Source organism: Lysinibacillus sp. FSL K6-0102 (assembly GCF_038003545.1).
In the GTDB taxonomy this organism is placed as follows: Bacteria; Bacillota; Bacilli; order Bacillales_A; family Planococcaceae; genus Lysinibacillus; species Lysinibacillus capsici.
The window spans coordinates 1,833,972-1,858,607 of sequence record NZ_JBBOPH010000001.1; the positions used below are offsets into that span (position 1 = coordinate 1,833,972).

The following is a 24,636-nucleotide window of genomic DNA, read 5'->3' on the forward strand; positions in this document are numbered from 1 at the left end:
TGAAAAAGGGGTTACTGGTTTCATGAAAGATTTTGAACAACAATTGGAGGGGCTATTAAAGCAAGCCTCTTTGCAATACATAATTTATCAGCATAATGGTGATACAGAGCGCATGGATAAAACATCACTTTTTGCTCGAAAAATTCAGCAAAAAGAGTATGTGATTGGCTTTGCAGGCCATTTCTCTGCAGGGAAGTCCAGTATGATTAATGCGCTGTCTGGTGAAAATCTGCTGGCATCTAGTCCTATTCCAACAAGTGCAAACATCGTCAAAGTTCATAAATCAGAGGAAGACTATGCGATTGTTTATATGCACAATGAAAAGCCTGTAAAATTTGAGGCTGGCTATGATTTTAAAACAGTAAAAGAGCTAAGTAAAAATGGGGATTTAGTGTCACAAATTGAGATTGGACACAGTGCCTCTACACTACCACTAGGTGTCACTGTAATGGATACGCCAGGGGTAGACTCCACAGATGATGCACACCGCATGTCAACGGAATCAGCACTACATATTGCCGATATCGTATTTTATACAATGGACTACAACCATGTGCAGTCGGAATTAAATTTCCAATTCACAAAGCAATTAATGAAATATAATCCAAATGTTTATTTAATTGTCAATATGATTGATAAGCATAAGGATAATGAATTGAGCTTCGAAGAATTTAAAGCCACTGTTCATCAGTCCTTTGCAGCATGGGGTGTTGTACCGAAGGGTGTTTTCTTTACATCATTAAGAGAGCCAGAGCATCCACATAATGATTTTGAGGCAGTAAAGAAAATCGTGATGGACAGTATGAATGACTGGCAGGAGCAGCTTGTACAAACAGCTACGAATACATTGCGTTTATTGCAAAGCGAGCATGACAATTATTTAATGGAAGAAAGACAGGATCGTTTAGCAATTGATGAAGAAATTTTAAGTGCGGATGACTGGGCACACCATCAAGATATATTAGAGCAATACAATAAATTAAATCGTCAGGTTGAATTATTTTCAGTAGAAGCTTGGAACGAAACGTTTGAGGAGCAACGTAAGGAGTTGCTCGCGAATGCTGCAATTATGCCAGCTGATTTACGCGATCACTTACGCCTTTATTTAGAAAGCATGCAGGAAGGCTTTAAAGTTGGAGGGCTCTTTACTGCAAAGAAAAAAACAGAGGAAGAGCGAAACAGACGTAAAGAAAATGCGTATAGTGCCTATCAAAATGTGGTCCATGCACAAATCACGGGACATTTAAAAGGTCTTATGAAAAAGGCATTGAAGGACGTTGGTGCATTAAATGAGGAACGTGCCTCTGCTATTGATGCCTATGTATTTGACTTACCTTTTTCATTGATTGAGCAGCAAGTTCAAACAGGCGCTATTTTAACAGGTGATGCTGTGTTAAACTTCGCTAACCGTATCGCAGAAGCAACAAAGCGCTACTTCATTCAGGAGACAGATAGCTGGAAAAATGCGCAAGCGACAACTCTTGAAGCTGTAGCAACAGAAACTGCCGCACCATCAAAATTAAAAATGGCGGGTATGCAGGACAAAGTAGATGCCATTAATGCGGTCCTTGAAATTGAAGGCTATCAGCAATATAGTGCAAGCACTATGCATCAAGCGAGCAATGAAATTCGTAAAGTTGCCAATCAACAGCTTACAAATTGGGAACAATCATTTAAGCAAGATTTAGCAGAAATTCGTCTATTTGACGAGTCCATGTTGCAGCCAAAAGAGCAAATCATCCAACAAGAGGAAGCTCAGCAAGCTACTAGTGCAACGACTCTACCAATCGATGGTGTGATTAACCGTGCACTCCATACTGCCAATGCAGTCAAAGAGGTGCAAGGCTTTGCCGAAGTAGCCCAATACCTTGAAAATAAAGTAGAACGACTACAGAAAAAGGATTTTACCATTGCATTGTTTGGCGCATTTAGTGCTGGGAAATCTTCCTTCTCAAACGCTTTAATGGGAGCCAAGGTGTTACCTGTATCACCAAACCCAACAACTGCGGCCATCAATAAAATTCGTCCAGTTACACCTGAACACCCACATGAAACAGCGGATGTACAGCTTAAAACTGCGGAACAAATGCTAGAGGATATTCAAGGCTCCTATGCGGCGATTGGTTTGTCTGTATCGACATTGGAGGAAGCCTATAATCGTGCTGATGAAGGGCTTGCGGTGCAGTTAACGGACGAACGCTTAAATGTTCATAAATCATTTATTCGTGCCTATAAAGAAGGCTATCCAACCTTTAAGTCTGAGTTTGGTTCTATCCTCCGCGTAGACCGTGAAGAGTTTGAAAAATTTGTAGCACAAGAAAATAAATCTTGCTTTGTTGATAATATCGACTTCTATTATGATAGTCCATTAACACGTATGGGCGTGACACTTGTTGACACGCCAGGAGCGGACTCTATTAATGCCCGCCATACAGGCGTAGCATTTGAATATATTCGTAATGCTGATGCCATCCTATTTATTACGTACTATAATCATGCCTTTGCCAAAGCTGACCGAGAGTTTTTAATTCAACTTGGTCGTGTGAAGGATGCATTTGAGCTAGATAAAATGTTCTTTATTGTCAATGCAATTGATTTGGCAACAACGGATGAGGAACAGGAAGATGTAAAAGGCTATGTACGCTCAGAGTTACAACGCTTTGGCATTCGCTTCCCAAGACTATATGGGGTATCTAGTCTTTTAGCGTTGAAGGAAAAGGTAGAAGGTGCCGATTTAACATCAGGTATGCCACCATTTGAAAAAGACTTCCATACATTCTTAAATGATGAATTGAGTGCATTAGCCGTTCAAGCTCTTGCAGAGGAAGTTGATAAAACAGAGCAACGTTTGGCGGATTTAATTGCCCAAACAGAGGAAAACTTAAAACGTAAAGATGAGCGACTAGAGGAATTAGCAACACTTGAACAACATATTCAATCGAAGTTCAGTGTACTGAATACGAGCATGTTAGAGAGTGAAACAAAGCAGGAGCTTGATGAGCTACTCTATTATGTTCTTCAGCGTGTTTATTATCGTTACCCTGAGTTCTTTAAGGAAGGCTACAATCCTTCTACCTTTGCTGCAATGCCCGCACAACAAGCATTGGAGCATGCATTAAAAGAAGTGATGCAAAGCTTGCGTTTTGATTTTACTCAAGAAATGCGTGTAACAAACTTCCGTTTATCGCAATTCATTAGCAAAAAGATGCAACAACGTTTTAAAGATGAAGTGCGCGAATTGAAAGAGTTAAATCGAAGCTTCTCATTCCTAGCCTTTGAATCCTCTGAGCCAAATTTATTGGATTTTGAAGGACCGTTTGCGGATATTTCCAAATATGCTAGCGTAAAATCTCATTTCCGCAATCAAAAAGCTTTCTTTGAAAAGAATGAAAAAGTGAAGCTAAGTGAGGCACTAGAAGCTGTAACAAAGCCAGATGCACAAGACTATTTAGATGCACAGAAAGTTTCTCTCATGACATGGGCGATTACGTTTATAGCAGAGGAAGCCGAAAAATTACGTTACTATATTTATCATCAAGCGCTTGAACAAATTGACACAGAAAGATTAGCCTTACAAGAAGAGAGTCGTTTAGCTTCTTGGAAAGCGATTTACGCACAATTACAATACGCATGAGGTGATTCTAATGGGAAAAGTATTCAAATCAGTGGATGAAATTCAGTATGATGGCGTCCGTTTTATCGATGCTCGTTTCGATCTTCAGGACAAAGAGGCTGGCAAAAAAGCATTCGAGGAAGGTCATGCTACTGGTGCTATCTATATTGATTTAGAACAGCAGTTATCGGATATGGACAGCAAAGAAGGTCGTCATCCAATGCCAAGCAAAGAAAAATTGGCATCCGTTTTTCAAGAACTAGGATTACGGTATGAAGATCAGATTGTAGTTTATGACCAAGGAGCAGCTCCATTTGCCCCACGCGCCTGGTGGATGCTAACATATGCTGGTTTCCCAAATGTAGTGATTGTCAACGGAGGTGCCCCTGCGCTAGAGGCAAAAATTCCTTTTACCAAGGATATTATTAAATATCCTCCAACTATCATTGAGTTTGATTGGAAAGATGAGCTTTATGCACCACGCCAAGCCGTAAAAGCCATTGTAGATGGAGAGGTAAAAGCTACTTTACTCGATGCCCGCGCTGCTGAAAGGTATCGAGGAGAAGTAGAGCCTTTGGATAAAGTAGCAGGTCATATCCCAACTGCGAAAAACTTTGACTGGGAGCAATTGAAGTCAAATGGTCAACTAAAGGCAAACGATGCATTACGTCAAAAAGTTACACCTGATGAACAGGTTGTTGTTTACTGTGGAAGCGGCGTAACAGCCTCTCCGCTTTATGCTGTATTAGCAGATGAAGGCTATGAAAACATCCAATTATATGTAGGTAGCTTCAGTGATTGGATTACAGAATATGACGTGGAAAACGGCACAAACGAATAAAAAGAAACGCTCACTTCGGTGGGCGTTTTTTTATGTAGTGCGGTGGAAAGAGTGTAAAGTAGAGGTAAGAATTTAATGTAGCGGATAACCTGTTCAGATTGGCGGATACGGAAGAAAAAGTGGAGGATAGAACGTTCAAAGTGACGGATAAAATTTAATGTAGCGGCTAACCTGCTCAAAGTGGCGGATAAAAATGAAAAAGTGAAGGATACCCCTTTTAAAGTAGGGGATAGAATTTTATACTTGATCAAAAGGTAGATGCACTCGATGTCGTACAGGAAGTCGCTTACCGTAGCTTTAAATACATACATTCTCTTCAAAATTCATCCTATTTAAAAACATGGTTAATAAGGATGGTCATAAACTGTGCAATAAATTTACTAAATAAGCGTGAACCGATCGTCGAGTTTGAGCTGGAGTCAGAACTAGGTGAAGAACCGCATGAAGAACTTCCTGAGAGGTGGGCGTTGGAAGATGTGATGACAAAGCTCACAAAGGAGGAAAAGGATATTATTTTGTTGAGATTCTATCATGATTATACATTGTCTCAGGTGGCTCAGGTATTGCAGCTTAAATTAGGGACGACGAAAATCATTTTGATCGTGCATTAAAAAAATTAAAGCAGGCACTGGAACAGGAGGGATAAGGGTGAACGATCTAAAAAAGCAGATGGATCAAATAGACATTCCAGAATCGTTACATCAACGTAGTCTACAAGGTATTGAACAAGCAACAAAAGAGCAGCATAAGCCTTTGCACTGGGTACCTAAAGGCTTGACTGTTGCTGTAACACTTGCAACGGGTGGATTTGTGGCATTCATGGTGGGGGAACAACACGTAGATAATGATCGGGCTAGTGCGTTAATGTCACAATTAGATCATTTATCTTCGCCAATATACTGGATTTTGGCTATTTTGTGCGTATGCATCATACTGTACATCTCTAGGAAAAAGCTTAAAGTTGGCGCTGATCAGAAAAAGACGATTGGTGTTGCCATAGTTTTGATTTTACTGATCGGTAACAGTACGATTTTTTTACAACATCAATTCATAAAACCGATAGTGGTTCCTGCTGCAATTGAAGTTACAGATAGCTTACAGAATGCTTTAGAGGTACGCTATATTACAAACAAAGATGACCATCGATATGTGAAATATTTACAGGCAGAAGACGTGCAATTACCAACAGTATATGATCAAACAGAGCAAGCAAATCTAGTCAATGGCTTTTATTATCCATTGGATACTTCTCAAGATTTACGCTATCAAAATATTCGATTAGCTTTTTTTCAGTTTGATTTAAACACGATGAAAAAAGTGATGGCAAGTAAAACTATTTATCTTGTATTAAATGACGGGGTGAAATTACCTGCCCCAATTCATTTTACGAGGGAAACCTTCATTGATGAAAATCAGATCATGAATAATAGCTATAGTCAGTCACAAAATGATTCGGAACAAATCATATCATTTACCCTTCAGCAGGATGCAGTTTTTGATGCATTTTATGTTCCAGCTACATTAGAGGATAAAATACTGTTGAAAGAATGGCGATTAAACGATCAGCGCTACACAGCAAGTGATTTCCCTTTTTCAGTGACGAAAGGTCAACGCTTGGAGCTGACTATTCAATTGAAGGAAGCTCCTTTAGATATCAATACGTCCATAGGTTTTAGTGGCCCCGATGGTTATTTAACTAAAAGAGTATATTCGCAAGCGTATTTTACGTCGAATTTGGTGAAAAAGGTGCGTGAAAACAATGAGTGAATCTAAACAACAGGTAAAACTTTTACAATGGTTTGCAGTGGCGCTCTTTTTTCAATTTATCTATTTAAATGTTTTTAAATACGCTAATCTTCTACAAGATATCCTTGTTTATGGGGCCTATTTAAAAAGTCTTTCATTCTATAAAGAAAAAACACCTATCAGCAAATATATGGCTTGCGCTATGATTCTTGCCTTGATGAGTACTTTCTTTTCTTCACATCTTCTCTTCTATTGGAGTACGGTTTTAATTCAAGGAATTAAATTGCTGATCATAATGGAATTTGGAAAAATTTTATTAAGCATTGAACAAAAACACGATATACAGGGTTCCACTACAAGAGTGATGAAAAAATATATAGCGATTACCTTTGCTGTCATTATAAGTTGGACGCTGTTAATGAATGTTACAAATGATTGGCAGATGGGATTATTGTTCCTAGGCGCATTGCTTTTATTGGCTGTAAATATACGATTATTTCTTCATGTGTTAGCACTTCGTAAACATGTAAAAAACAAATCCTTTGTTGTTACCTACTTACAAAAATGACTCACCATTCATTTTATGCTACACTTTTTGTACAAGGGGCAAAGGGGGAGCAGGATGTTTAAACGGGAGAAAAGTATCGAGATTCAGCATCATCGCGGTGTACAATGTGCGCATGGGAAAGTTGCGGTGCAGGGGGTTGGTATGAGTGTGTACAGTTTTTTTGTGGATGGGTTACTAATTGATACAGGTTCCTACTCACTATCGCAGGAATTTCAATCCTTTTTTAAGGGTATACCTATAGAGCAATTGGCATTAACGCATTCACATGAGGATCATGCAGGAAATGCAGCGTGGATTCAACATCATAAGAATGTACCTATTTATATTCATCGTGATTCAGTCAATCTTTGTGCTGAAGATGGAGACTATCCACTCTATCGTCAGGCATTGTGGGGGGAACGACCCGCGTTTGTTGCCCAACCATTTGGGCAAACCTTACAAACGAACGCAGCAACATGGGATGTTATTGAAACACCTGGGCATACTACAGATCATCTTTCTTTTTACAATCGGGAAACAGGCGCTATGTTTACAGGTGATTTGTTTATCCAGCCAAAGACAAAGGTTGTGCTTGATGAAGAAAACATTGTCCATACCTTGGCGTCTTTAAGGAAAATAGTAAACTATGATTTCGATGTCGTCTATTGCTGTCATGCAGGCTTTATAGTGGATGGTCGAACGAAAATACAAGAAAAAATTGCTTATTTGGAAGACATGCAAGGAAAAGTGAAGCAATTATTTATGCAAGGTTATTCTGTTGAGGAAATCACCAAAACAATTTTTCCTCGTGATTATCCGATTACAAAAGTTTCGGGAGAGCAATGGTCTTCCAAGCATATCATCACGGCCTTTATTAATCATTTTACCGAAGAGTCCTTTATATAGGGCTCTTTTTTATCTTGTTAAGAATTTCACAAATACTTTGATCTGTATAATAAAAAACTTTGTGAAAAAATGTGAATAAATTGTGACGAAGTCAATCAGGGCAATGGATGCGCTTACAAAAGTTTGTGAAATAATTCTCATTTACATAAGAAAAATACTATGTGAAAAGTTGAACAGGCTAAATGGCTCTATGTGTACACTTTTTAATGTGTTAACAATCGCATTAATTATCTTAAAATAATTGATTGTGAAATGTTTAATTTGACAGAAAAATGTAATGAAAGTCATTAAACATTGAATTTTTGAAGTTTAAAATAAATTGACAGAAAATTCGTTGACTATATTTTCACAAAGTATTATGATTCTGAAATATAATAAAAAATCAAAGGGAAAAGGATGGGATGGAATGGACGTAATGAAAAAGGCTTTAGAAATGCATGCACACTATAGCGGGAAATTAGAGGTGAGCTCAAAGGTACCTGTACAAGATTCCTATGATCTTAGCTTGGCTTATTCACCGGGGGTAGCAGCGCCATGTGTGGAGATTGAGAAAAATCCTTCGCTTGTGTACGACTATACAATGAAGGGTAATATGGTAGCTGTTGTGTCGGATGGGACAGCGGTTTTAGGGTTAGGAGATATCGGACCGAAAGCGGCATTACCTGTAATGGAAGGGAAGGCGATTTTACTAAAGCGTTTTGCCAATGTTGATGCTTTTCCAATATGCTTAGATACAAAAAATACGGATGAAATCGTCAGCATTGTGAAGGCGCTTGCCCCGACATTTGGTGCGGTAAACTTAGAGGATATTTCAGCACCAAGATGCTTTGAAATTGAAGATCGCCTACGTCAAGAATGTGATATTCCAGTTTTTCATGATGATCAACATGGAACAGCAATTGTTGTAGGAGCAGCGATGATTAATGCCAATCGTATTGTGAAAAAGGATATTGCAACGATGAAGGTTGTGATTAACGGTGCTGGTGCTGCAGGCATTGCGATCTTACGTATACTTGTACAAATGGGCTATAAGAATATTTATATGTGCGATACAAAGGGTATTATTTATGAGGGTCGTACAGAGGGGATGAATCCGATTAAAGAAGCGGTTGCTCATTTGACGAATCCAGAGAAGCAACATGGTACACTAGAGGATGCACTAACAGGTGCAGATGTCTTTATTGGAGTTTCTGTAGCCAATCTATTAACAGAGGCACATATTGCGTCCATGAATGAAAATCCAGTTGTCTTTGCCTTAGCCAATCCAAATCCAGAGATCACGTATGAAAATGCCAAAGCATGGGGGGTACGTGTTATGGGAACTGGCCGTTCAGATTATCCAAATCAAATTAATAATGTTCTTGCATTCCCTGGTATTTTCCGGGGAGCTTTAGATGTGCGTGCTACGGATATTAATGAGTCGATGAAGCTAGCTGCTGTAGAAGCCATTGCCTCCCTTGTGAGTGATAAAGAACTAAAGGAAGAATATATTGTGCCTAAATCTTTGGACGAACGCGTTGTGGCAATCGTCTCACGCGCAGTAAGTGGGGCAGCTGTAGAATCTGGCGTATCTGAGCTATTCCAGCAAAGTACAGCACTATCTGTTTAATAAAATTGAATAGGGAATTAGAACAGATAGGGAAAAGTGTATTGCTTTTTCTCTATCTGTTTTTTATCAAATATGCTCGAAATTTGTTGTTTTTTTGGTGTTTTATGTAATAAAATGATTAAGTAAAATGGAATGTTTTACATAGTTGATTGAAGAGAAGAAATACTTATTGATGACAGATTTAGGTTAAAAAATAAGTCTTAAGTCCATTTAAAATTGAAAGAAGTGATGAGGGAAAATGACATCAATCGTACAATTTCGATCTATTAAAACGAAGCTAATCGCTTTTTCATTGCTGCTTTTAATGATTCCGTTACTTATCTTAGGTTTTATAAGCTATCAGCAAAGTAAATCAAACCTAGAAACAGTAGGGAAAGAAAATCTAAAAAATAGTGTCGAAATGACGATTGCTATGATTGAGCAATTCAATCAAGAGGTAGAAGCAGGCAATTTATCATTAGAGGAAGCTCAGGAAAAAGTAAAGATTGCTATTTTAGGAGAAAAGGATAGTGAAGGAAAGCGACCGATTAATAAGGACATTAAACTTGGCGACAATGGTTATATTTTTGTTGTTGACCAAAAAGGGATGTCCGTTGCCCATCCAAATATAGAGGGTACGAGTGTTTGGGATGAAGAGGATGATAAAGGCGTTAAGTACATACAAGAAATCATTGCTAAAGGGAATGAAGGTGGTGGATTTGTTTCATATTCGTGGCCGTTACCCAATTCAGGTCAATTAGAGGACAAAGGGGTTTATGCAGAAACAGATCCATATTGGGGTTGGGTCATTGGTGCGAGCACCTATTTAATGGACTTCAATAAACCAGCACAAAGTATTCTTAAGATAACACTTATAGTAATTGGCTTGGCCATTATGGTGGGGATATTGATCATTTGGCAATATGCGAGTAGTATGACAAAGCCTATTAACCAAGCGGCTCAAGCGATGGAGCGTTTTGCAGAGGGAGATTTATCTCAAGAAAGTATGGCTATACGTTCAAAAGATGAAATTGGAAAACTGGCAAACGCCATGAATCAAATGCAAATAAGGTTGAAGGATATGATTCATAATATTGCCCAAGCATCAGACTTAATTAATACATCTAGTAAAGAGCTAACGCATTCAGCAAATGAAGTCAATATGGGAGCGGAGCAAGTTGCGATTACGATGCATGAATTAGCATCGGGTGCTGAGGGACAAGCTCACCATTCTAGTGCATTAACTTCATTAATGGAGCGCTTTACAGCAGATTTACAGGAAACGAATCAGCATGGTGCACATATTCATCAATCTTCAGTAGAAGTTTTAACATTAACGAATGAAGGAAGTCAGCTAATGACATCCTCTAATTCTCAAATGGAAAAGATTGATAGCATCGTGCAAAATGCCGTTGAGAAAGTGAAAAAATTAGATGCTCAAGCACAGGAAATCTCTAAATTGGTCGTGGTCATTAAGGATATTGCAGATCAAACGAACCTGTTGGCTTTAAATGCTGCGATTGAAGCGGCAAGAGCGGGAGAGCATGGCAAAGGATTTGCTGTAGTGGCAGATGAAGTACGTAAGCTTGCCGAACAAGTAGCCTTTTCAGTAAACGATATTACATCCATCGTCACGAATATTCAGCAAGATTTTGATGTTGTCACGAACTCTTTAGAGGATGGTTACCAAGAAGTAAAAGAGGGAACGAATCAAATAAAAGCTACTACTGAAACATTTAACACGATTAGCCACTCCATTAATGATGTAGTGGAGAGTGTCCAATTAATTTCAACGAATTTATCGAAAGTTACAGAAGATGGCCATAAAATGAATAACTCTATTCAAGAAATTGCTGCGGTGGCAGAGGAATCTGCTGCAGGGGTCGAGCAAACAACAGCTACGACAGAAGAGACAAGTAGCTCAATGGAGAATATGGCTGGAAAGTCTGCTCAACTATCGGAATTAGCATTACAATTGAAAGCTCTCATTGCTCAATTCAAACTATAAAAAACATCTCCCACTCTCTTAAATGAGAGGGGAGATGTTTTTACATCATGCCAACACCAATAATTCCGATGAGTATGACAAAGAAAAGAACAAATAATACGATGAAGATAATAATGGCTGGAATAAAGATGGTGAAGAAAGCCATCCAGTTAGAAATTTGATGTGCTTCAGCGACTACACCTACAGAAATAACAAATGACCAAATCGTCACAATGATGCTTACTAAAATAGTTGGCCAAAAAATCCACGGTAATGAACCCATAAAATTAGGATCCAATAATGAATCGGGTGAAGTCATTAACCAAATAATATAAAGCGGAATCAGTATGATATATGGGATTGCTGTTAAGCTTAACCCCTTAAATAAGTCCGAGTAAGTCCCAGTACCTTTAAATAATTTCCCGAATAGCCAAGAGATGAGTGCAGAAATAGCTGTGCCAATCATACCTGCGATAGGAGCAAAAATGACACATAATAGGACTAAAAGCCATGGCGAAAAATCAGGAAGAAATTCTGAATCAATTAATCCAGACATAAGGGAGCCAATATAACCAATAGACAAAACCAAAATTGCAAAGCCGATAGATTTTTCATTAATCATATAACGAGTCGTTTGCTTTGGATGCATCCAAACCGATAAAAATGGATTTAGTTTTGACCTTTCTTCTTTTGATGTCTCATTCAAGTTTTCCATCAAACTACCTCCAAAATAATAGAATAATTGCTTGTTACATATAGTTAATATACGAGTGAAGTAAAGAAAAGTTTCATGGAAAATAAAAATAAGCCCACACATAAAAAAAGAGTCGTAATTGTCGACTCTTTTTAGGGTTGTTTCTATTATTCAGCTAACATAATTTTCTCAAGTTCTAACGGCTCAATATACTGATCACCTTTGTAAGCACGCATATTACCGCCTGAAATTTCATCGATTAATAAAATTTCATTCGTTTTCGCATCGCGGCCGAATTCTAATTTAATGTCATAAAGCGTTAAGCCTTTTTTAGCAAGCTCTGCCGCTACAAATTTGGAAATTTCAATTGTACGTTGTTTTAAAATGGCGTATTCTTCATGAGTTAACAGGTTTAACATCGCTAAAGCATCTTCAGAAATTGGAGGATCTAAACGATCATCATCTTTGATTGTTACTTCTACAAAGGAGTCTAAATCTTGTCCTTCCTTTACATAGGCACCATAACGGCGTAGGAATGAACCAACTGCCTTAAAGCGGCAAATCACTTCTAAACCGTTACCGAAAACAGTTGCCGGTTTTACTGTCATTGTTGCATCTTCAAAGTTAGCATCAACGAAATGAGTAGGAACCCCTTGTTCGTTTAATTTTGAATAAAAATAAGAAGTTAAACGTAAACCAGCCAAGCCAGCCCCATCAATTGTTAAACCAACAGTATTTGCACCTGGATCAAACACGCCGTTTTCTCCTGTAACATCGTCTTTAAATTTTAGTAAATAATGACCATCTTCTAATTTGAACACATTTTTTGTTTTACCTGTATACAATAATTCCACAAAAAACCCTCCAATATTTTTCATAGTACTCTAAAATTATAACACGAATGTTCTAAATATTTAATGATAAAAATGTTCGTTTAAAACGTTTATTTTGATGTTTTATAACGGAATTGCAAATAAAAAATAAGGTGATAACGAATGTTCGTTACCACCTTGGTTGAAAATAAGAATATTCCGAAATCAAATTCTAGGAAACATTGAAAATAGAAGGTTATTAATAGACGCCTTCAGTAAGCATTCCATCTGCTACTTTGATAAAGCCAGCAATGTTTGCACCAACTACTAGGTTACCTGGGAAGCCATATTTTTCTGCTGCCGCTTTGCTGTCTGTATAAATATTTTTCATAATTTGATGAAGTTTCGCATCTACTTCTTCAAATGACCAAAATACGCGACTAGAATCTTGTGCCATTTCAAGAGCAGATACCGCAACTCCACCAGCATTCGCTGCTTTTGCTGGACCAAATAATACGCCTGCCTCTAGGAATTCATTGATTGCTTCAAGGTCTGATGGCATATTAGCACCTTCACCAATTGCTTTCACACCATTCGAAATTAATGTACGAGCTGACTCACCGTTAATTTCATTTTGCGTAGCACATGGTAGGGCAATATCACAAGGAATCGTCCAAATTCCTGTACAACCTTCTGTAAAAGTAGCATTTGGTCGGTAATTAACGTAAGTTGAGATACGGTCACCTTTTACTTCTTTAATTTCTTTGATAGCATCTAAATCTAAGCCCTCTGGATCATAGATATAGCCTGAAGAGTCCGAGCAAGCAACCACTTTGGCACCATACTGTTGCGCTTTTTCAATCGCATACGTAGACACATTACCAGATCCAGAAACAACTACTGTTTTTCCTTCGAATGAGTCATTTGCATCCTTTAGCATTTCGTTCACAAAGTAAACAGTACCGTAACCAGTTGCTTCTTTACGTGCTAAAGAGCCACCGTAGCCAGGAGTCTTACCAGTTAATACACCTGATTCATTTGCTTTTGTTAAACGCTTATATTGACCCCATAAATAACCTACTTCACGAGCACCTACGCCAATATCACCAGCAGGAACATCGACATCTGGACCAATATGACGGTATAATTCAGTCATGAATGCTTGGCAGAAACGCATAATTTCTGAATCTGATTTACCTTTCGGGTCAAAGTTTGAACCACCTTTACCACCACCGATAGGTTGCCCTGTTAAAGCATTTTTAAAGATTTGCTCAAAGCCTAGGAACTTAATGATGGATTCATTTACGGAAGGATGGAAGCGAAGACCGCCTTTATATGGGCCCATGACATTGCTGTATTGTACACGATAGCCACGATTCACTTGCACTTGATTGTTATCATCTTGCCATGCTACACGGAAAGAAATAATACGATCTGGCTCCACAATACGAGATAAAATATTGGCCTTAATATATTCAGGATGTTGCGCGAATACAGGTACTAATGAGATGAAAATTTCTTCAGCTGCTTGTAAAAATTCCGCTTGATGACTATTCTGTTGTTTAAGTTGCTCAAATACGCCATCTACGTATTCTTTTGCTAATTGTTCATTGCTAACAGTTGTAATTGTCATAAATAAAACCCCCATTTAGTTGATAGATGTATCGTATATCTATTTTTCAAACTATTCAATAAAATACTTTTAAAGTTTGTGAAAAATTGAGCAAGAGAGGTTGTTTTAAAATTATATTAAAATAATTTAGTTCTAAGTGATTCATCTAATTACGAGAAAGGAATGATGCCTTATTGTGAAGGTTCTTATAGACGCTGATGCCTGTCCAGTAGTGGATTTAGCGCTATCTATATCATCTGAGTTTGAGATAGAAACTATCTTGTTTTGCGATACATCACATCGTGTTGAACGTGATAATGTAATAACAATTATTGTACCCAAAGGTCCAGATTCGGTTGATTTTACGCTAGTGAACGCGCTTTCAAAACACGATATTGTTATTACACAGGATTACGGATTAGCAGCCATGGTTTTAGCACGAGGAGGGTATCCGATTGATCAAAATGGACGAGAAATGTCTAATGAAAACATCGAACGTTTGCTCGATATGCGGCATGTTGGTCAAAAAATTAGAAGGGCAGGTGGACGAACAAAGGGACCTAAAAAAAGAACACAAGAAAACAATATTTCGTTTGAAATGAAATTTCGACAAATTTGTGAACGAGCAATTTTAGCCCATAAACTGGAGGAATCTACAGGTGAAAAATGAACATAAACACGAACTATTCGAACAATATCCGCAGTTGAACGAACTAGCAAAAAAGGCTACTGTATTGTGGGAAAATACAAATTGGATGAAAAATCCTGAAACAACGCTCTTTACTATGGCTGAAGTGGATGATGCTGAAGCAACATTACAACGTTTTTCTTCTTATTTAAAAGTAGCATTTCCAGAGCTTCTAGAAAGTGATGGTTTAATTGAATCAACGATTAAGGAAATTCCTGCAATGAAAAGTGCTATTGAACAAGCATATGGTGTGGCGATTCCCGGCCAATTGCTTTTAAAATGTGATCATGAATTACCGATCTCTGGCTCGATCAAAGCACGTGGAGGAATTTATGAGGTATTAAAACATGCAGAAAGACTAGCTTTGGCAAGTGGAAGACTTAAAGAAGTGGATGATTATGCAATTTTAGCAACAGAAGAATTTCAGTCGTTCTTCCAACAATATACGATTGCAGTAGGCTCTACGGGGAATTTAGGATTAAGTATCGGCATTATGGGCAAGAAGCTCGGCTTTAATGTCGTTGTACATATGTCGAGTGATGCCAAGGAGTGGAAAAAAGCCTTACTGCGTGAAAAGGGTGCGACAGTGATTGAATATGAAGCTGATTACAGTGTAGCTGTTGAGCAGGGGCGACAAGAAGCTGAGCAAGATCCAAAATGTCATTTTATTGATGATGAAAATTCAAAGGATTTATTTGCTGGCTATGCCGTAGCTGCCAAGCGTTTGAAGGAACAGCTAGAAAGGACGAATATTTCAGTGGATGAAGCACATCCATTGTTCGTCTATTTACCATGTGGCGTAGGTGGAGGACCAGGTGGTGTTGCCTATGGATTAAAAGAAATTTACGGTGAGCATGTGCATATTTTCTTTGCAGAACCTGTCGCTTCTCCTTGTATGACGATCGGGCTGATGACAGGCTTACATGATGCAATTAGTGTAGAAGATATTGGCCTTGACAATCGAACAGAAGCGGATGGGTTAGCCGTTGGTCGTGCCTCCAAATTTGTAGGAAAAGTGATGGAGACGTATATAAGTGGTTGCTATACTGTATCAGATGAAGAGCTGTTTACATCTCTGGGATTAGCGATGGAAAGTGAAGGTTTATTTTTAGAGCCATCTGCACACGCAGGAATGTATGGAGCCATTCGTTTATTACAACAAGGTCAATCCTATCTAGAAAAGAACGCATTAGTAAACCATCTACCACAAGCCACACATCTTGTATGGGCAACTGGCGGTAGTATGGTCCCACCTACGATGCGAGCTGCTTATTTAGCAAAGGCCAAGGAATTTAATTAAAGACGATGTGAAGCTATGTTTGGATGGAAGCTCGACCTCTATTAGTGATATCCCGCTCGAGCATGCAGTAAAGCATTCGAATAGTGAGATGACCCGCTCCAATAGGAGACCAAAGCGCTCACAAAATGTGTGGATCCGCTCAAACAGGGGTCTTAAGCTCTCAAAAAGTGAAGCAACCCGCTTAGATTAGCGTCCACAAACGCGCAACGCAATTTCAAGTTTAGTAGAAACAAAATCAAATTAAAAAACAGGTGGAGTCATTTTTCTCCACCTGTTTTTGCTGTTTAACGTTGTAGTGCTTTACGTTGTGCGACTAAGTATACTTCTTGTGCGGCAAGGACGCCTGCTCCTGGTTCGAAATCATAGGAGAAATCTTGTAGGGCAGCCTCAAGTAGGGAAACGGCTTGTAAAATGTCACTTGGGAAACAATAGCCCATATGGCCGAATCTAAAAATTTTACCCTGTAGTTGACCTAGACCGCCTGCGAAATCTAAATGATAGTGTTGCTTAAGATGCGTCAAAAATTCACCAAGATCAATTCCTTGAGGTGTTTTAATTGCTGTAATAGTTGGAGAAGCGTATTGATCTTCAGTTAATAGCTCAATGTGTAATGCTTTCATTGCATTTCGCACCATGTTTTTCATGAGGTCATGTCGGGCAACTGTTTGCGTAAAGCCACCTTCCTGTTCGATTAATTTACACACCTCATGCAGTCCATAAATCAGTGTGATAGCAGGTGTATTAGGAGTCATGCCCTTTTCCGCCCAGCTACGATAGCTTTGAAGATTTAAGTAATAAGCAGGTGTTTGATTTTCTTCAATGACTTCCCAAGCTCTTTCGCTTACGCTGACAAGAGAGAGTCCAGGTGGGAGCATCATGGCTTTTTGAGAGCCTGTCACCAGAATATCAATGCCCCAAGCATCCATTTCAGCAGGAACGCCACCAATACAGCTTACACCATCAACGATAACGAGGGCATCTGTTTCTTCACGGATCACCTGAGCTAGTTCAGCAACAGGGTTTAAAATACCTGTGGATGTTTCATTGTACGTCACAAAAACGGCTTTAATAGTTTGTAATGGCTGTAAAAATGCTCGAAGTTCTTCGGCTGTACAAGCCTGTCCCCATTCTTTTTCGAGCTTATGTACATGGAAGCCATATTGCTCACAGATTGAAACGAAATAGTCGCCAAAAGCTCCAACTGTGATGACGACAACCTCTTCACCAGCAGATACAGTATTAACAGCTGCAGCCTCAAGCGCGGCTGTCCCACCCGAAGGTAAAAGTAAGATGTCCTGTGTCGTACCGAAAACAGGCTTTACTAATTCAATTGTTTCTCGGTATAATTCTACAAATTCCTGACTACGATGACTAAAAATATCCTGATTCATCGCAAGCTGTACCTTTTTTGGAATCGGTGTTGGCCCCGGATGTCTTAAAATATTTTCATACATATTCATTTATCCCCTTTGCTAGAAATTCAAAATTTTCTAACTATAATAATAGCATATTTATGGTGCTAGCTAACTACTTTTTTGAAAAATGATGGAAGAGATTGTCATTGTGGTACAATTTTTAAAAAGGAGGCAGTGCGAATGGAAACATCCATGCATTATCCATTTATCTATTTCTTCTTCGACACAAACCAGGTGCTAGTATATAGAATTCAAGCGTTAGAGTATATCACAATAGCAGAGGTGATGAGGGAGGGGGAATGGCAGGGGTATGAGCTTGAGCCATCTGAATCTTTTACAGCATTTCATCATGAACAAAGCATACCTCAGCAGGGATGGTCTTTCTTTATGGGGCAGGAAGAGCTCTATCAGTTGGTAGAAATTATTAATGATTATATTCAACAGGTCATAACTACTACTTCAGCACAGATGGCACATATTGTTTGCTCGGAATCTGCAGCAGGCTCCTTACGAGCGACACTTGCTCCACCGAAATATGTGATCGGGTTTCCAGAGGATTTGTCGATTGGACCTTTGTGGAAACTCGATGAAAAAAGAGGACAGGCATTCCGTGATGAGTGGCTAAGAGAAAATATTAATGATGGAATGGATGATTTTGTAAACCGAAATAAATTAATGAACACAATCAGAGAGATACAGGATATTCCAAGCAACCTGCAGATTTACATTTGGTGTGGGTACAATGCAGAAGAACAGTGTGGTATTAGATTTCTACTCTATTTATTACGTGATAAAGCCAATGAAGTTGTTCTTATCAACACAGGTGAACAGCGGGCTATCAACCATCAATGGAACATGGAAATGTATGATATAAAGCGAATGTCCGCAAAGGAGCGTCTAATTTTTCAGCAACAGTGGGAAAGTTTAGCACAGACAAAGGATGTTTGTCGTCTATGGCTACATCGACAAATTGAAGCAGTTCAAGAGAACTATTATGATAATTTGATTATGTCAACGATTGAACAACTTCATAAGGAGCAATGGGGTACTGATTTTATACAAACAGGTGAATTCATCTCAGAGCTATTAACAAGAATGGATGCCCCCCCAAATATCTTCTTTTTAGAATATAGAATTCGCTATTTAGTATATAGCGGGGTTTTTGAATTAAAGGGAATTCCTAAATCCATGCACCATTACTCTGTGAAATTACGTAAAAAACCTCTTTAGCCTAAGGGCATAAAGAGGTTTTAAACAATTAAGCAACGAAAGGTCTGTTCATACGCATTAAGCCGTAGATGGCAAAGAACAATCCACCTGTTATTACCATTAAGATTGTGTATAATACTGCCTTACCTGTTTCGCCACACCAGCGGTAGAATAGGCGATACGTGAAATACAGTGTAAAGCCTGCCGCTCCTAAAGAAGCCAGAATACCGATAAATGGAATAAACGAAACAATGATCAAGCCTGCATAAATAAGCGTATTTTTTAAAGCTGTTGCACGTATTGTTTCTCGAGTATCCCCACCAGCTGTCAGCAGGAAGAGACTATATACATTAATAATGGGAATCCAAGCAATATAGGCTACATCTCCAAAACCATTTGTTTTAGATGTCATAAAATAAATAAGTGCACTAATAATGTAGGCAATTAAACCAATAGCAAGAGCGGCTAGTATAAAGATAAAAAATAAACCACCCATGGCTGCATCTAAATCTGAGTAATAATAAGAATCATTATAGTCATAATTCATCAGAAAAACCTCCCTTCATATGAAAATACCTCCTAATCATAACAATCCTCAAATGTTAAAGCTACAACAATTTAGATGTAATATTTAGTAGAAATCGCACAAATGTACTAGAATGAAGTTGATTATTTAAGACTTTAATGATGATTTTTTGAGTGCCTTGTGATAAAAATGCAAAAAATATCCTTGGGAACATTATTATGCTAGTTTTTGAGAATCATTTTCCGTTTTATTAATTTCAAAAATTACGTACAAAAACATTACTATCCTATGATGGTAGATGCACAAGAAATGCCACAAAAAATAAAAATAGCCATCTTAACTACATTGTAAGATGACTATTTTCACGTGTATTAAATGAATTTGGCGATGTGCTCAAGTTCAATGCGGGAAGAATTGTAAGCAGGTGCGGCTGCCTTACCAATGGCAATTAAAATAACTGGGACGATATGGTCAGCTAATTCAAAGCGTTGAGCAAAGGCTTCTTTATTAAATCCACCCATTGGCACTGTATCATAGCCCATGTCTTTAGCTAGTAGCATGATTTGCATGGAAATTAGACCAGCATCAAATGTAACGATATTTTTTAACACTTCTTGGGGAAGTTGAGAATATAGATTGATTGAGTTGTTAATCATTAAATCTTTTGTTGCCTCATTGATATAGCCAAGATCGAAGTTCTTTGTATAGACAGCCTCGGCATTTTCGTACATCTTTGTATCACCTAAAACGGCAATAATTGCTGAGGAAGTTTCTACTTGTTCTTGGTTATTGGCAATAGCACGTAGCTCTTTTTTGACCGCTTCATCCTGAATTACTAAAAAGCGCCAAGGCTGTAGGTTACTAGACGATGGAGCAGACGTTGCTTCTACAAGTAATTCTTCTAATTGTTGCTGCGGGATTTTAAAGTTTTCATCGTATTTACGAACGGATTTACGCTCGTGCATAACTTTAGTTAAAGAACTTTTTGTCACTGTCATTATTTTGTCTCCTTCATGGTATGATGCGTTTTTTACTATACGATAAATGAATTCATTTTCCAAGTAAATTGCTCGAATTAAAGAGTCTTGAATCTAGGATTTAAAAGTTACAAAAAAAACATATTTTTGTAGGTATAATCCATTTATACTAGAGATGGAATAGAGCAATAATAATAGATATGGAGTGAAGGTGAATGAAAAAGCTATTAGGAAATTTAAATATTATGGCAAAAATCGCAATGCTTATTCCTGTCATCACTGTTTTTTTAGGTGGTATGACCTTCCTTAACTATTTGAACGTATCCAATGAACTTGAAAGCTCTATTGAAAATGAAATGTCTATACTAGCGGATGATGTTGCAGGTTCCGTTGAGAGCAAATTGCATGCACACATTCAGCTCATAAATAGTGCAAAGACAACAATAGAATCGGCTGACAGTATGATGACCAGAGAGCAATTTATTCGCTACGTACAGCAGCTATTGCCTTTCAATAAGGAAACGTATGGTATGGGATTATGGCTAGAGGAGGATGTGGCAAAAGGAGAAATTTTCGGGCCTTATGCCTATAAGGAAGAAGAAAAAATTGTCTCTACGGATGCTTATGAAGATCCTGCCTATCATTTTCACGAGCAAGAATGGTATCGCAATAGTATCCAATCTAGTAAGGTAGTTCATACTGCACCTTATTTTGATGAAGCTCTTGGGGAAATGTTTATCTCATTTGGTACACAAATTGTCAAAGATTCTAAGCCCATTGGCGTTATTACAGGGGATTATGTATTAGATTCAATTCAATCCATTGTTTCTGACGTGAAAATTCGAGAGAGTGGTTATGCATTTTTAATTGATGATAGTGGCAAAATTTTAACGCACCCTGATGTAAATAAAGTGAATAAAGAAACGATCCAGCAGTTATTGAACATGCCTGTGGAGCAGATTTCTGAGCAAAAAAAGTTAATACATACAAGCAGTCAGGGTAGTGATTTTACCTTACAATTTATGCAAATACAAGATATGCCGTGGAAGTTAGTTTTACTGGTTCCGACAACTGAGCTTTACGGCGAAATACAGGCAATGCTTCAACAGCAAATCGTGATCAGTGTCGTTCTAATTTTACTTATCGCAATTAGTATTTATTTCCTTGCTCGTTATATCCGTGGGGAAGTGAAAACAATGAATACTCATTTAGGCTATCTTGCTACAGGTGATTTAACGCAACAAATGGCCGTTCATACGAAGGACGAATTTGGTGAAATGGCGCAGTATTATAATGACTCTGTGGAAGCATTAGGTTCGATGATGCAGCGCATTGTAGCTGAAACCGAGACAGTTGCTTCTACTGCAGAGGAATTAACGGCAAGTGTGCAAGAGGTCAATAAAACTGTCACAGAAGTTGCGATTTCTATGCAAGAGGTGGCAGAAAATACGAGTTCACAACAACAGGTGAGTGGGGAGTTAGAGGGTGTAACAACACAACTAGGTGGGGATATGAAGACCGCCATGGACGATTTACATGAAGCTGTCCAACAATCACAAAAAACCTCTGAACTCGCTACTGGCGGATCACAAAAAATACATGGTTTCGTGAATGATATTGTCCACCTACATGCACAGGTTGACAGTAGTGCTAATCTGGTGAATGGCTTGAAGGAGCATTCGATTCAAATAGAGCAGATGAGTCAGCTCATTTCGGCTATTACCGACCAAACTAATTTACTATCACTTAATGCTGCCATTGAGGCAGCACGAGCAGGGGAAGCAGGGAAAGGCTTTGCCGTTGTTGCAGGAGAGGTTAAAGCACTGGCTGAACAAACTAGCCGTGCTTCGTTAGATATTGCAAAGGTTGTGCAGACGATTCAGGAACAAATGAATGACGCGGTAGAGATGATGGAGCAAAGTCGAAAAATAGCTCATCAAGGCATTGGCTCTGTTCAACAGGCAGGCATGACCTTCGATACAATTGCCAGTGCAACTGAAGGTCTCCAAAACACCATGCAAAAGACAAGCAAAACGACATCTGATGCTTTTGAAAAGTTGCAGGCAGTAACCGAAAAAGTACAGGAAATTAGCAAACAGGCACTTGCAACAAATGATCATACATTAAATGTATCGGCCATCACGGAGGAGCAGGCATCGACAATGAATGAGATGTCTGTAGCCTCAGAGCAATTAGCGCAACTTGCTCAAAATCTGCAAGAAGAAGCAACTAAATTCACGATTTAGTGCTAAGGTGTACATCTAGATTTAGGTGTACACCTTTTTAAGATCTAAATGAAAAAGCTTCCCATTTTACATTTTTCTTAGGTGCAGCCGATTTGAAATGCTTGATCATTTTTTCTGGTCCACATATATAAATACTAGTTTGTGGAGAAACGGATAACTCATTAACAGAGAGTCTATTGCGCTGTGTTGTATCAATAAATGTGACAGTAAAATGGTCATTTGCTTGTGCATAATCCTCTAAAAAATCTTTGTAGATGACATTGTCTTGCCCGTGAAAAGAATAATATAAGTCAATTTTTTTATCAGGCTGTGTGTGTAAATAGGCAAGAAATGGGGTGATGCCCATACCACCTGCAATCCATAGCTGCTGTGCATTCCCGTTGCCGAAGTCAAAATGACCATAGGGTCCATCTACAGCAACCTCTGTATGAACCTGAATAAGGTTGTAGACCTGTTTGGTATAATCTCCAATAGCTTTCATTGTAAGATTGATTTGTTGTCCACACCCTCCAGAAATAGAGAAGGGATGTGGTGCTTTTTCGATACCCTCTTGAAAGACTTTCAGAAAGAGAAATTGTCCTGGTCGATAATCCAGCTGTTTTGTAAGCTTCAACTTAATTTCCAATATCTCAGGAGTCAGCCTTTGAATGGATGAAATCTGACCTTTATAGGGAAAGAACATATCCTGATACATTGTCAGCATATAAAGGGCTGACATAAATCCAATTGTAGTTGTTAATGCTGTAAAAATCCCTAAAGCTGAGGGTTGTAATAAATCATAGTGGCTAGAAAAATAAGCATGATAAATACCCAATGTATAGGGTACAAGTAATAAGCGATGAAGCCAGCGCCAATGCTCGTACTTCAGGAATTTTGAAATAAAGGCAAGAATGATTAGGAAGATAAAGCCGTATTGAGCAAGCTCGCCAAGATCTTTTGCGAATTCGTTGAGTGGTGTTTGTTGCGTTAGCTCTTCATCAGGAATCATTTTTTGTAATTGCCCGTGAATAAGAATCAATACAAGTGAAAGGATTGCTAGTAATTTATGATAAAAATAGACATGCTCAAGACCACTAAACCATCGCTCTAACATTTTTATTCGTGTAGCTAATAAGAATACAAGAAATAAACAAGTTATGGCTAAGCCACCAATGACATGACTAAGTGTGTTCAACGGATGAATCGGTGCCATCGGTTTGCTAAAATACCAAAGCAAAGCACTACCACACAAAATGATGAAAATAAAAAGTATTCCTTTATAGGCTCTCATATTTAACCTCCATCACTATGTTTATCCATAATTTAACTAGCTATACAATCAGAGTGGAAAAAGTTTCGAGCGTACGTTCGGAATGTATGTTCCCTTTTGTCTCGAATTATGTTACATTAAGAAGGAAAAATAAGAGAAAAGGAGTGGAAGTAATTTATGCAAGGGAATACCCATATCGTTGGGGGCATTACAGCAAGTCTTGCCTTTGCGCAGTTTTCAAATGATAACCCACTTGTCTTAGTTGGTGCGGGAGTTATTGGTGCATTACTTCCAGATATTTGTCATAGAGGTAGTAAAATAGGTCGAACATTTCCCCTCATAGCGAAGCTAGTGACTACAGTATTTGGACATCGTTCCTTTACACATAGTTTGTTGTTTTTAATAAGCATGATGGTTTTATTACATATGTTGATTCCCTATCGAGCGATATCTATTGGAATAATTATCGGGATGGCTAGTCATATCATACTTGATATGTGTACAAAAAAAGGGGTTAAACTATTTTTCCCTGCGACTGTCTCCATTCGTTTTCCACTTACAACGAAAACTGGTAGCAAGGTAGAAGGTATCGTACTGATGTTGTTATCGATGCTATCCATCTATTTCAGCTATGAATTAATTGTAAGATTTATTGATGCGATATAAATAAGAAAAGCCCC

The 24,636-nt window shown here is 38.3% G+C and carries 20 protein-coding genes; 13 read left to right on the forward strand and 7 right to left on the reverse strand.

Annotation, left to right across the window (positions count from 1 at the left end; all coding sequences use genetic code 11):
* Positions 1-22: 22 nt before the first annotated feature.
* The 8 genes from NYE73_RS09095 to NYE73_RS09130 all read left to right on the forward strand — a co-directional run bounded on the left by NYE73_RS09095 (position 23) and on the right by NYE73_RS09130 (position 11,249).
* Entirely contained in the window at positions 23-3,634 is a 3,612-nt protein-coding gene (locus NYE73_RS09095; RefSeq protein ID WP_259948606.1) for a dynamin family protein, read from the forward strand.
* 10 nt (positions 3,635-3,644) lie between these two features.
* Positions 3,645-4,454: a sulfurtransferase gene (locus tag NYE73_RS09100; protein WP_259948607.1), complete on the forward strand. Its 810-nt coding sequence runs from the start codon at positions 3,645-3,647 to the stop codon at positions 4,452-4,454.
* Positions 4,455-4,693: 239 nt separating this feature from the next.
* Entirely contained in the window at positions 4,694-5,065 is a 372-nt protein-coding gene (locus NYE73_RS09105; protein ID WP_259949169.1) for an RNA polymerase sigma factor, read from the forward strand.
* 37 nt (positions 5,066-5,102) lie between these two features.
* Entirely contained in the window at positions 5,103-6,221 is a 1,119-nt protein-coding gene (locus NYE73_RS09110; protein WP_259948609.1) for a hypothetical protein, read from the forward strand.
* Entirely contained in the window at positions 6,214-6,768 is a 555-nt protein-coding gene (locus NYE73_RS09115; RefSeq protein ID WP_066037692.1) for a hypothetical protein, read from the forward strand. Before NYE73_RS09110 ends, NYE73_RS09115 begins: the two co-directional genes overlap by 8 nt.
* Before the next feature lie 54 nt (positions 6,769-6,822).
* Positions 6,823-7,653: an MBL fold metallo-hydrolase gene (locus NYE73_RS09120; RefSeq protein ID WP_048390035.1), complete on the forward strand. Its 831-nt coding sequence runs from the start codon at positions 6,823-6,825 to the stop codon at positions 7,651-7,653.
* A gap of 406 nt (positions 7,654-8,059) precedes the next feature.
* Positions 8,060-9,262: an NAD(P)-dependent malic enzyme gene (locus NYE73_RS09125; RefSeq protein WP_048390037.1), complete on the forward strand. Its 1,203-nt coding sequence runs from the start codon at positions 8,060-8,062 to the stop codon at positions 9,260-9,262.
* Positions 9,263-9,500: 238 nt separating this feature from the next.
* Positions 9,501-11,249: a methyl-accepting chemotaxis protein gene (locus tag NYE73_RS09130; protein WP_259948616.1), complete on the forward strand. Its 1,749-nt coding sequence runs from the start codon at positions 9,501-9,503 to the stop codon at positions 11,247-11,249.
* Between the two features lie 40 nt (positions 11,250-11,289).
* Here NYE73_RS09130 and NYE73_RS09135 read toward each other — a convergent pair whose 3' ends face one another.
* The 3 genes from NYE73_RS09135 to gdhA form a co-directional block, all read right to left on the reverse strand.
* The gene (locus tag NYE73_RS09135) at positions 11,290-11,943 is read right to left on the reverse strand and encodes a YIP1 family protein (RefSeq protein ID WP_112117739.1); all 654 of its coding nucleotides are present in this window, start codon (positions 11,941-11,943) and stop codon (positions 11,290-11,292) included.
* A gap of 146 nt (positions 11,944-12,089) precedes the next feature.
* Complete coding sequence (locus NYE73_RS09140; protein WP_004269355.1) at positions 12,090-12,776, reverse strand: phosphoribosylaminoimidazolesuccinocarboxamide synthase; 687 nt, start codon at positions 12,774-12,776, stop codon at positions 12,090-12,092.
* 217 nt (positions 12,777-12,993) lie between these two features.
* Entirely contained in the window at positions 12,994-14,367 is a 1,374-nt protein-coding gene (gene gdhA / locus NYE73_RS09145) for an NADP-specific glutamate dehydrogenase (protein ID WP_004269356.1), read from the reverse strand.
* 175 nt (positions 14,368-14,542) lie between these two features.
* On the opposite strand from gdhA, the gene NYE73_RS09150 reads away from it, so the two are divergent.
* Positions 14,543-15,016, forward strand: coding sequence for a YaiI/YqxD family protein (locus NYE73_RS09150; protein WP_004269357.1), 474 nt, complete (start codon positions 14,543-14,545; stop codon positions 15,014-15,016).
* Positions 15,006-16,334: a D-serine ammonia-lyase gene (locus NYE73_RS09155; RefSeq protein WP_066037695.1), complete on the forward strand. Its 1,329-nt coding sequence runs from the start codon at positions 15,006-15,008 to the stop codon at positions 16,332-16,334. Before NYE73_RS09150 ends, NYE73_RS09155 begins: the two co-directional genes overlap by 11 nt.
* Positions 16,335-16,618: 284 nt before the next feature.
* Here NYE73_RS09155 and NYE73_RS09160 read toward each other — a convergent pair whose 3' ends face one another.
* Positions 16,619-17,788, reverse strand: coding sequence for a pyridoxal-phosphate-dependent aminotransferase family protein (locus NYE73_RS09160; protein WP_066037696.1), 1,170 nt, complete (start codon positions 17,786-17,788; stop codon positions 16,619-16,621).
* Positions 17,789-17,929: 141 nt separating this feature from the next.
* Between NYE73_RS09160 and NYE73_RS09165 the strand changes: the two genes are divergently transcribed.
* Positions 17,930-18,979, forward strand: a complete 1,050-nt coding sequence (locus tag NYE73_RS09165; protein WP_259948624.1) for a DUF1835 domain-containing protein — start codon at positions 17,930-17,932, stop codon at positions 18,977-18,979.
* A 28-nt stretch (positions 18,980-19,007) separates the two neighbouring features.
* Here the strand turns inward: NYE73_RS09165 and NYE73_RS09170 are convergent, their stop codons facing one another.
* Positions 19,008-19,505 (reverse strand): hypothetical protein, encoded by a 498-nt coding sequence (locus NYE73_RS09170; RefSeq protein WP_004269361.1) that lies wholly within the window; start codon positions 19,503-19,505, stop codon positions 19,008-19,010.
* 350 nt (positions 19,506-19,855) lie between these two features.
* On the reverse strand, positions 19,856-20,482 hold the full coding sequence (locus tag NYE73_RS09175) for a nitroreductase family protein (protein WP_016992492.1): 627 nt from the start codon (positions 20,480-20,482) through the stop codon (positions 19,856-19,858).
* A 194-nt stretch (positions 20,483-20,676) separates the two neighbouring features.
* Here NYE73_RS09175 and NYE73_RS09180 point away from each other — a divergent pair, with 194 nt between their 5' ends.
* Positions 20,677-22,707 (forward strand): methyl-accepting chemotaxis protein, encoded by a 2,031-nt coding sequence (locus tag NYE73_RS09180; RefSeq protein WP_259948628.1) that lies wholly within the window; start codon positions 20,677-20,679, stop codon positions 22,705-22,707.
* A gap of 37 nt (positions 22,708-22,744) precedes the next feature.
* Here NYE73_RS09180 and NYE73_RS09185 read toward each other — a convergent pair whose 3' ends face one another.
* Positions 22,745-23,977, reverse strand: a complete 1,233-nt coding sequence (locus NYE73_RS09185; protein ID WP_259948630.1) for a ferredoxin reductase family protein — start codon at positions 23,975-23,977, stop codon at positions 22,745-22,747.
* Positions 23,978-24,133: 156 nt separating this feature from the next.
* On the opposite strand from NYE73_RS09185, the gene NYE73_RS09190 reads away from it, so the two are divergent.
* Positions 24,134-24,622: a metal-dependent hydrolase gene (locus NYE73_RS09190; RefSeq protein WP_259948631.1), complete on the forward strand. Its 489-nt coding sequence runs from the start codon at positions 24,134-24,136 to the stop codon at positions 24,620-24,622.
* Positions 24,623-24,636: the final 14 nt, after the last annotated feature.

Bases quoted from the DNA above. Each gene is read 5' to 3' on its own strand.
- NYE73_RS09180 (WP_259948628.1), top strand. From the start codon at position 20,677: ATGAAAAAGCTATTAGGAAATTTAAATATTATGGCAAAAATCGCAATG.
- NYE73_RS09185 (WP_259948630.1), bottom strand. From the start codon at position 23,977: ATGAGAGCCTATAAAGGAATACTTTTTATTTTCATCATTTTGTGTGGT.
- NYE73_RS09120 (WP_048390035.1), top strand. From the start codon at position 6,823: ATGTTTAAACGGGAGAAAAGTATCGAGATTCAGCATCATCGCGGTGTA.
- NYE73_RS09130 (WP_259948616.1), top strand. From the start codon at position 9,501: ATGACATCAATCGTACAATTTCGATCTATTAAAACGAAGCTAATCGCT.
- NYE73_RS09125 (WP_048390037.1), top strand. From the start codon at position 8,060: ATGGACGTAATGAAAAAGGCTTTAGAAATGCATGCACACTATAGCGGG.
- gdhA (WP_004269356.1), bottom strand. From the start codon at position 14,367: ATGACAATTACAACTGTTAGCAATGAACAATTAGCAAAAGAATACGTA.
- NYE73_RS09160 (WP_066037696.1), bottom strand. From the start codon at position 17,788: ATGTATGAAAATATTTTAAGACATCCGGGGCCAACACCGATTCCAAAA.
- NYE73_RS09170 (WP_004269361.1), bottom strand. From the start codon at position 19,505: ATGAATTATGACTATAATGATTCTTATTATTACTCAGATTTAGATGCA.
- NYE73_RS09135 (WP_112117739.1), bottom strand. From the start codon at position 11,943: ATGGAAAACTTGAATGAGACATCAAAAGAAGAAAGGTCAAAACTAAAT.
- NYE73_RS09175 (WP_016992492.1), bottom strand. From the start codon at position 20,482: ATGACAGTGACAAAAAGTTCTTTAACTAAAGTTATGCACGAGCGTAAA.
- NYE73_RS09115 (WP_066037692.1), top strand. From the start codon at position 6,214: ATGAGTGAATCTAAACAACAGGTAAAACTTTTACAATGGTTTGCAGTG.
- NYE73_RS09095 (WP_259948606.1), top strand. From the start codon at position 23: ATGAAAGATTTTGAACAACAATTGGAGGGGCTATTAAAGCAAGCCTCT.
- NYE73_RS09190 (WP_259948631.1), top strand. From the start codon at position 24,134: ATGCAAGGGAATACCCATATCGTTGGGGGCATTACAGCAAGTCTTGCC.
- NYE73_RS09165 (WP_259948624.1), top strand. From the start codon at position 17,930: ATGGAAACATCCATGCATTATCCATTTATCTATTTCTTCTTCGACACA.
- NYE73_RS09100 (WP_259948607.1), top strand. From the start codon at position 3,645: ATGGGAAAAGTATTCAAATCAGTGGATGAAATTCAGTATGATGGCGTC.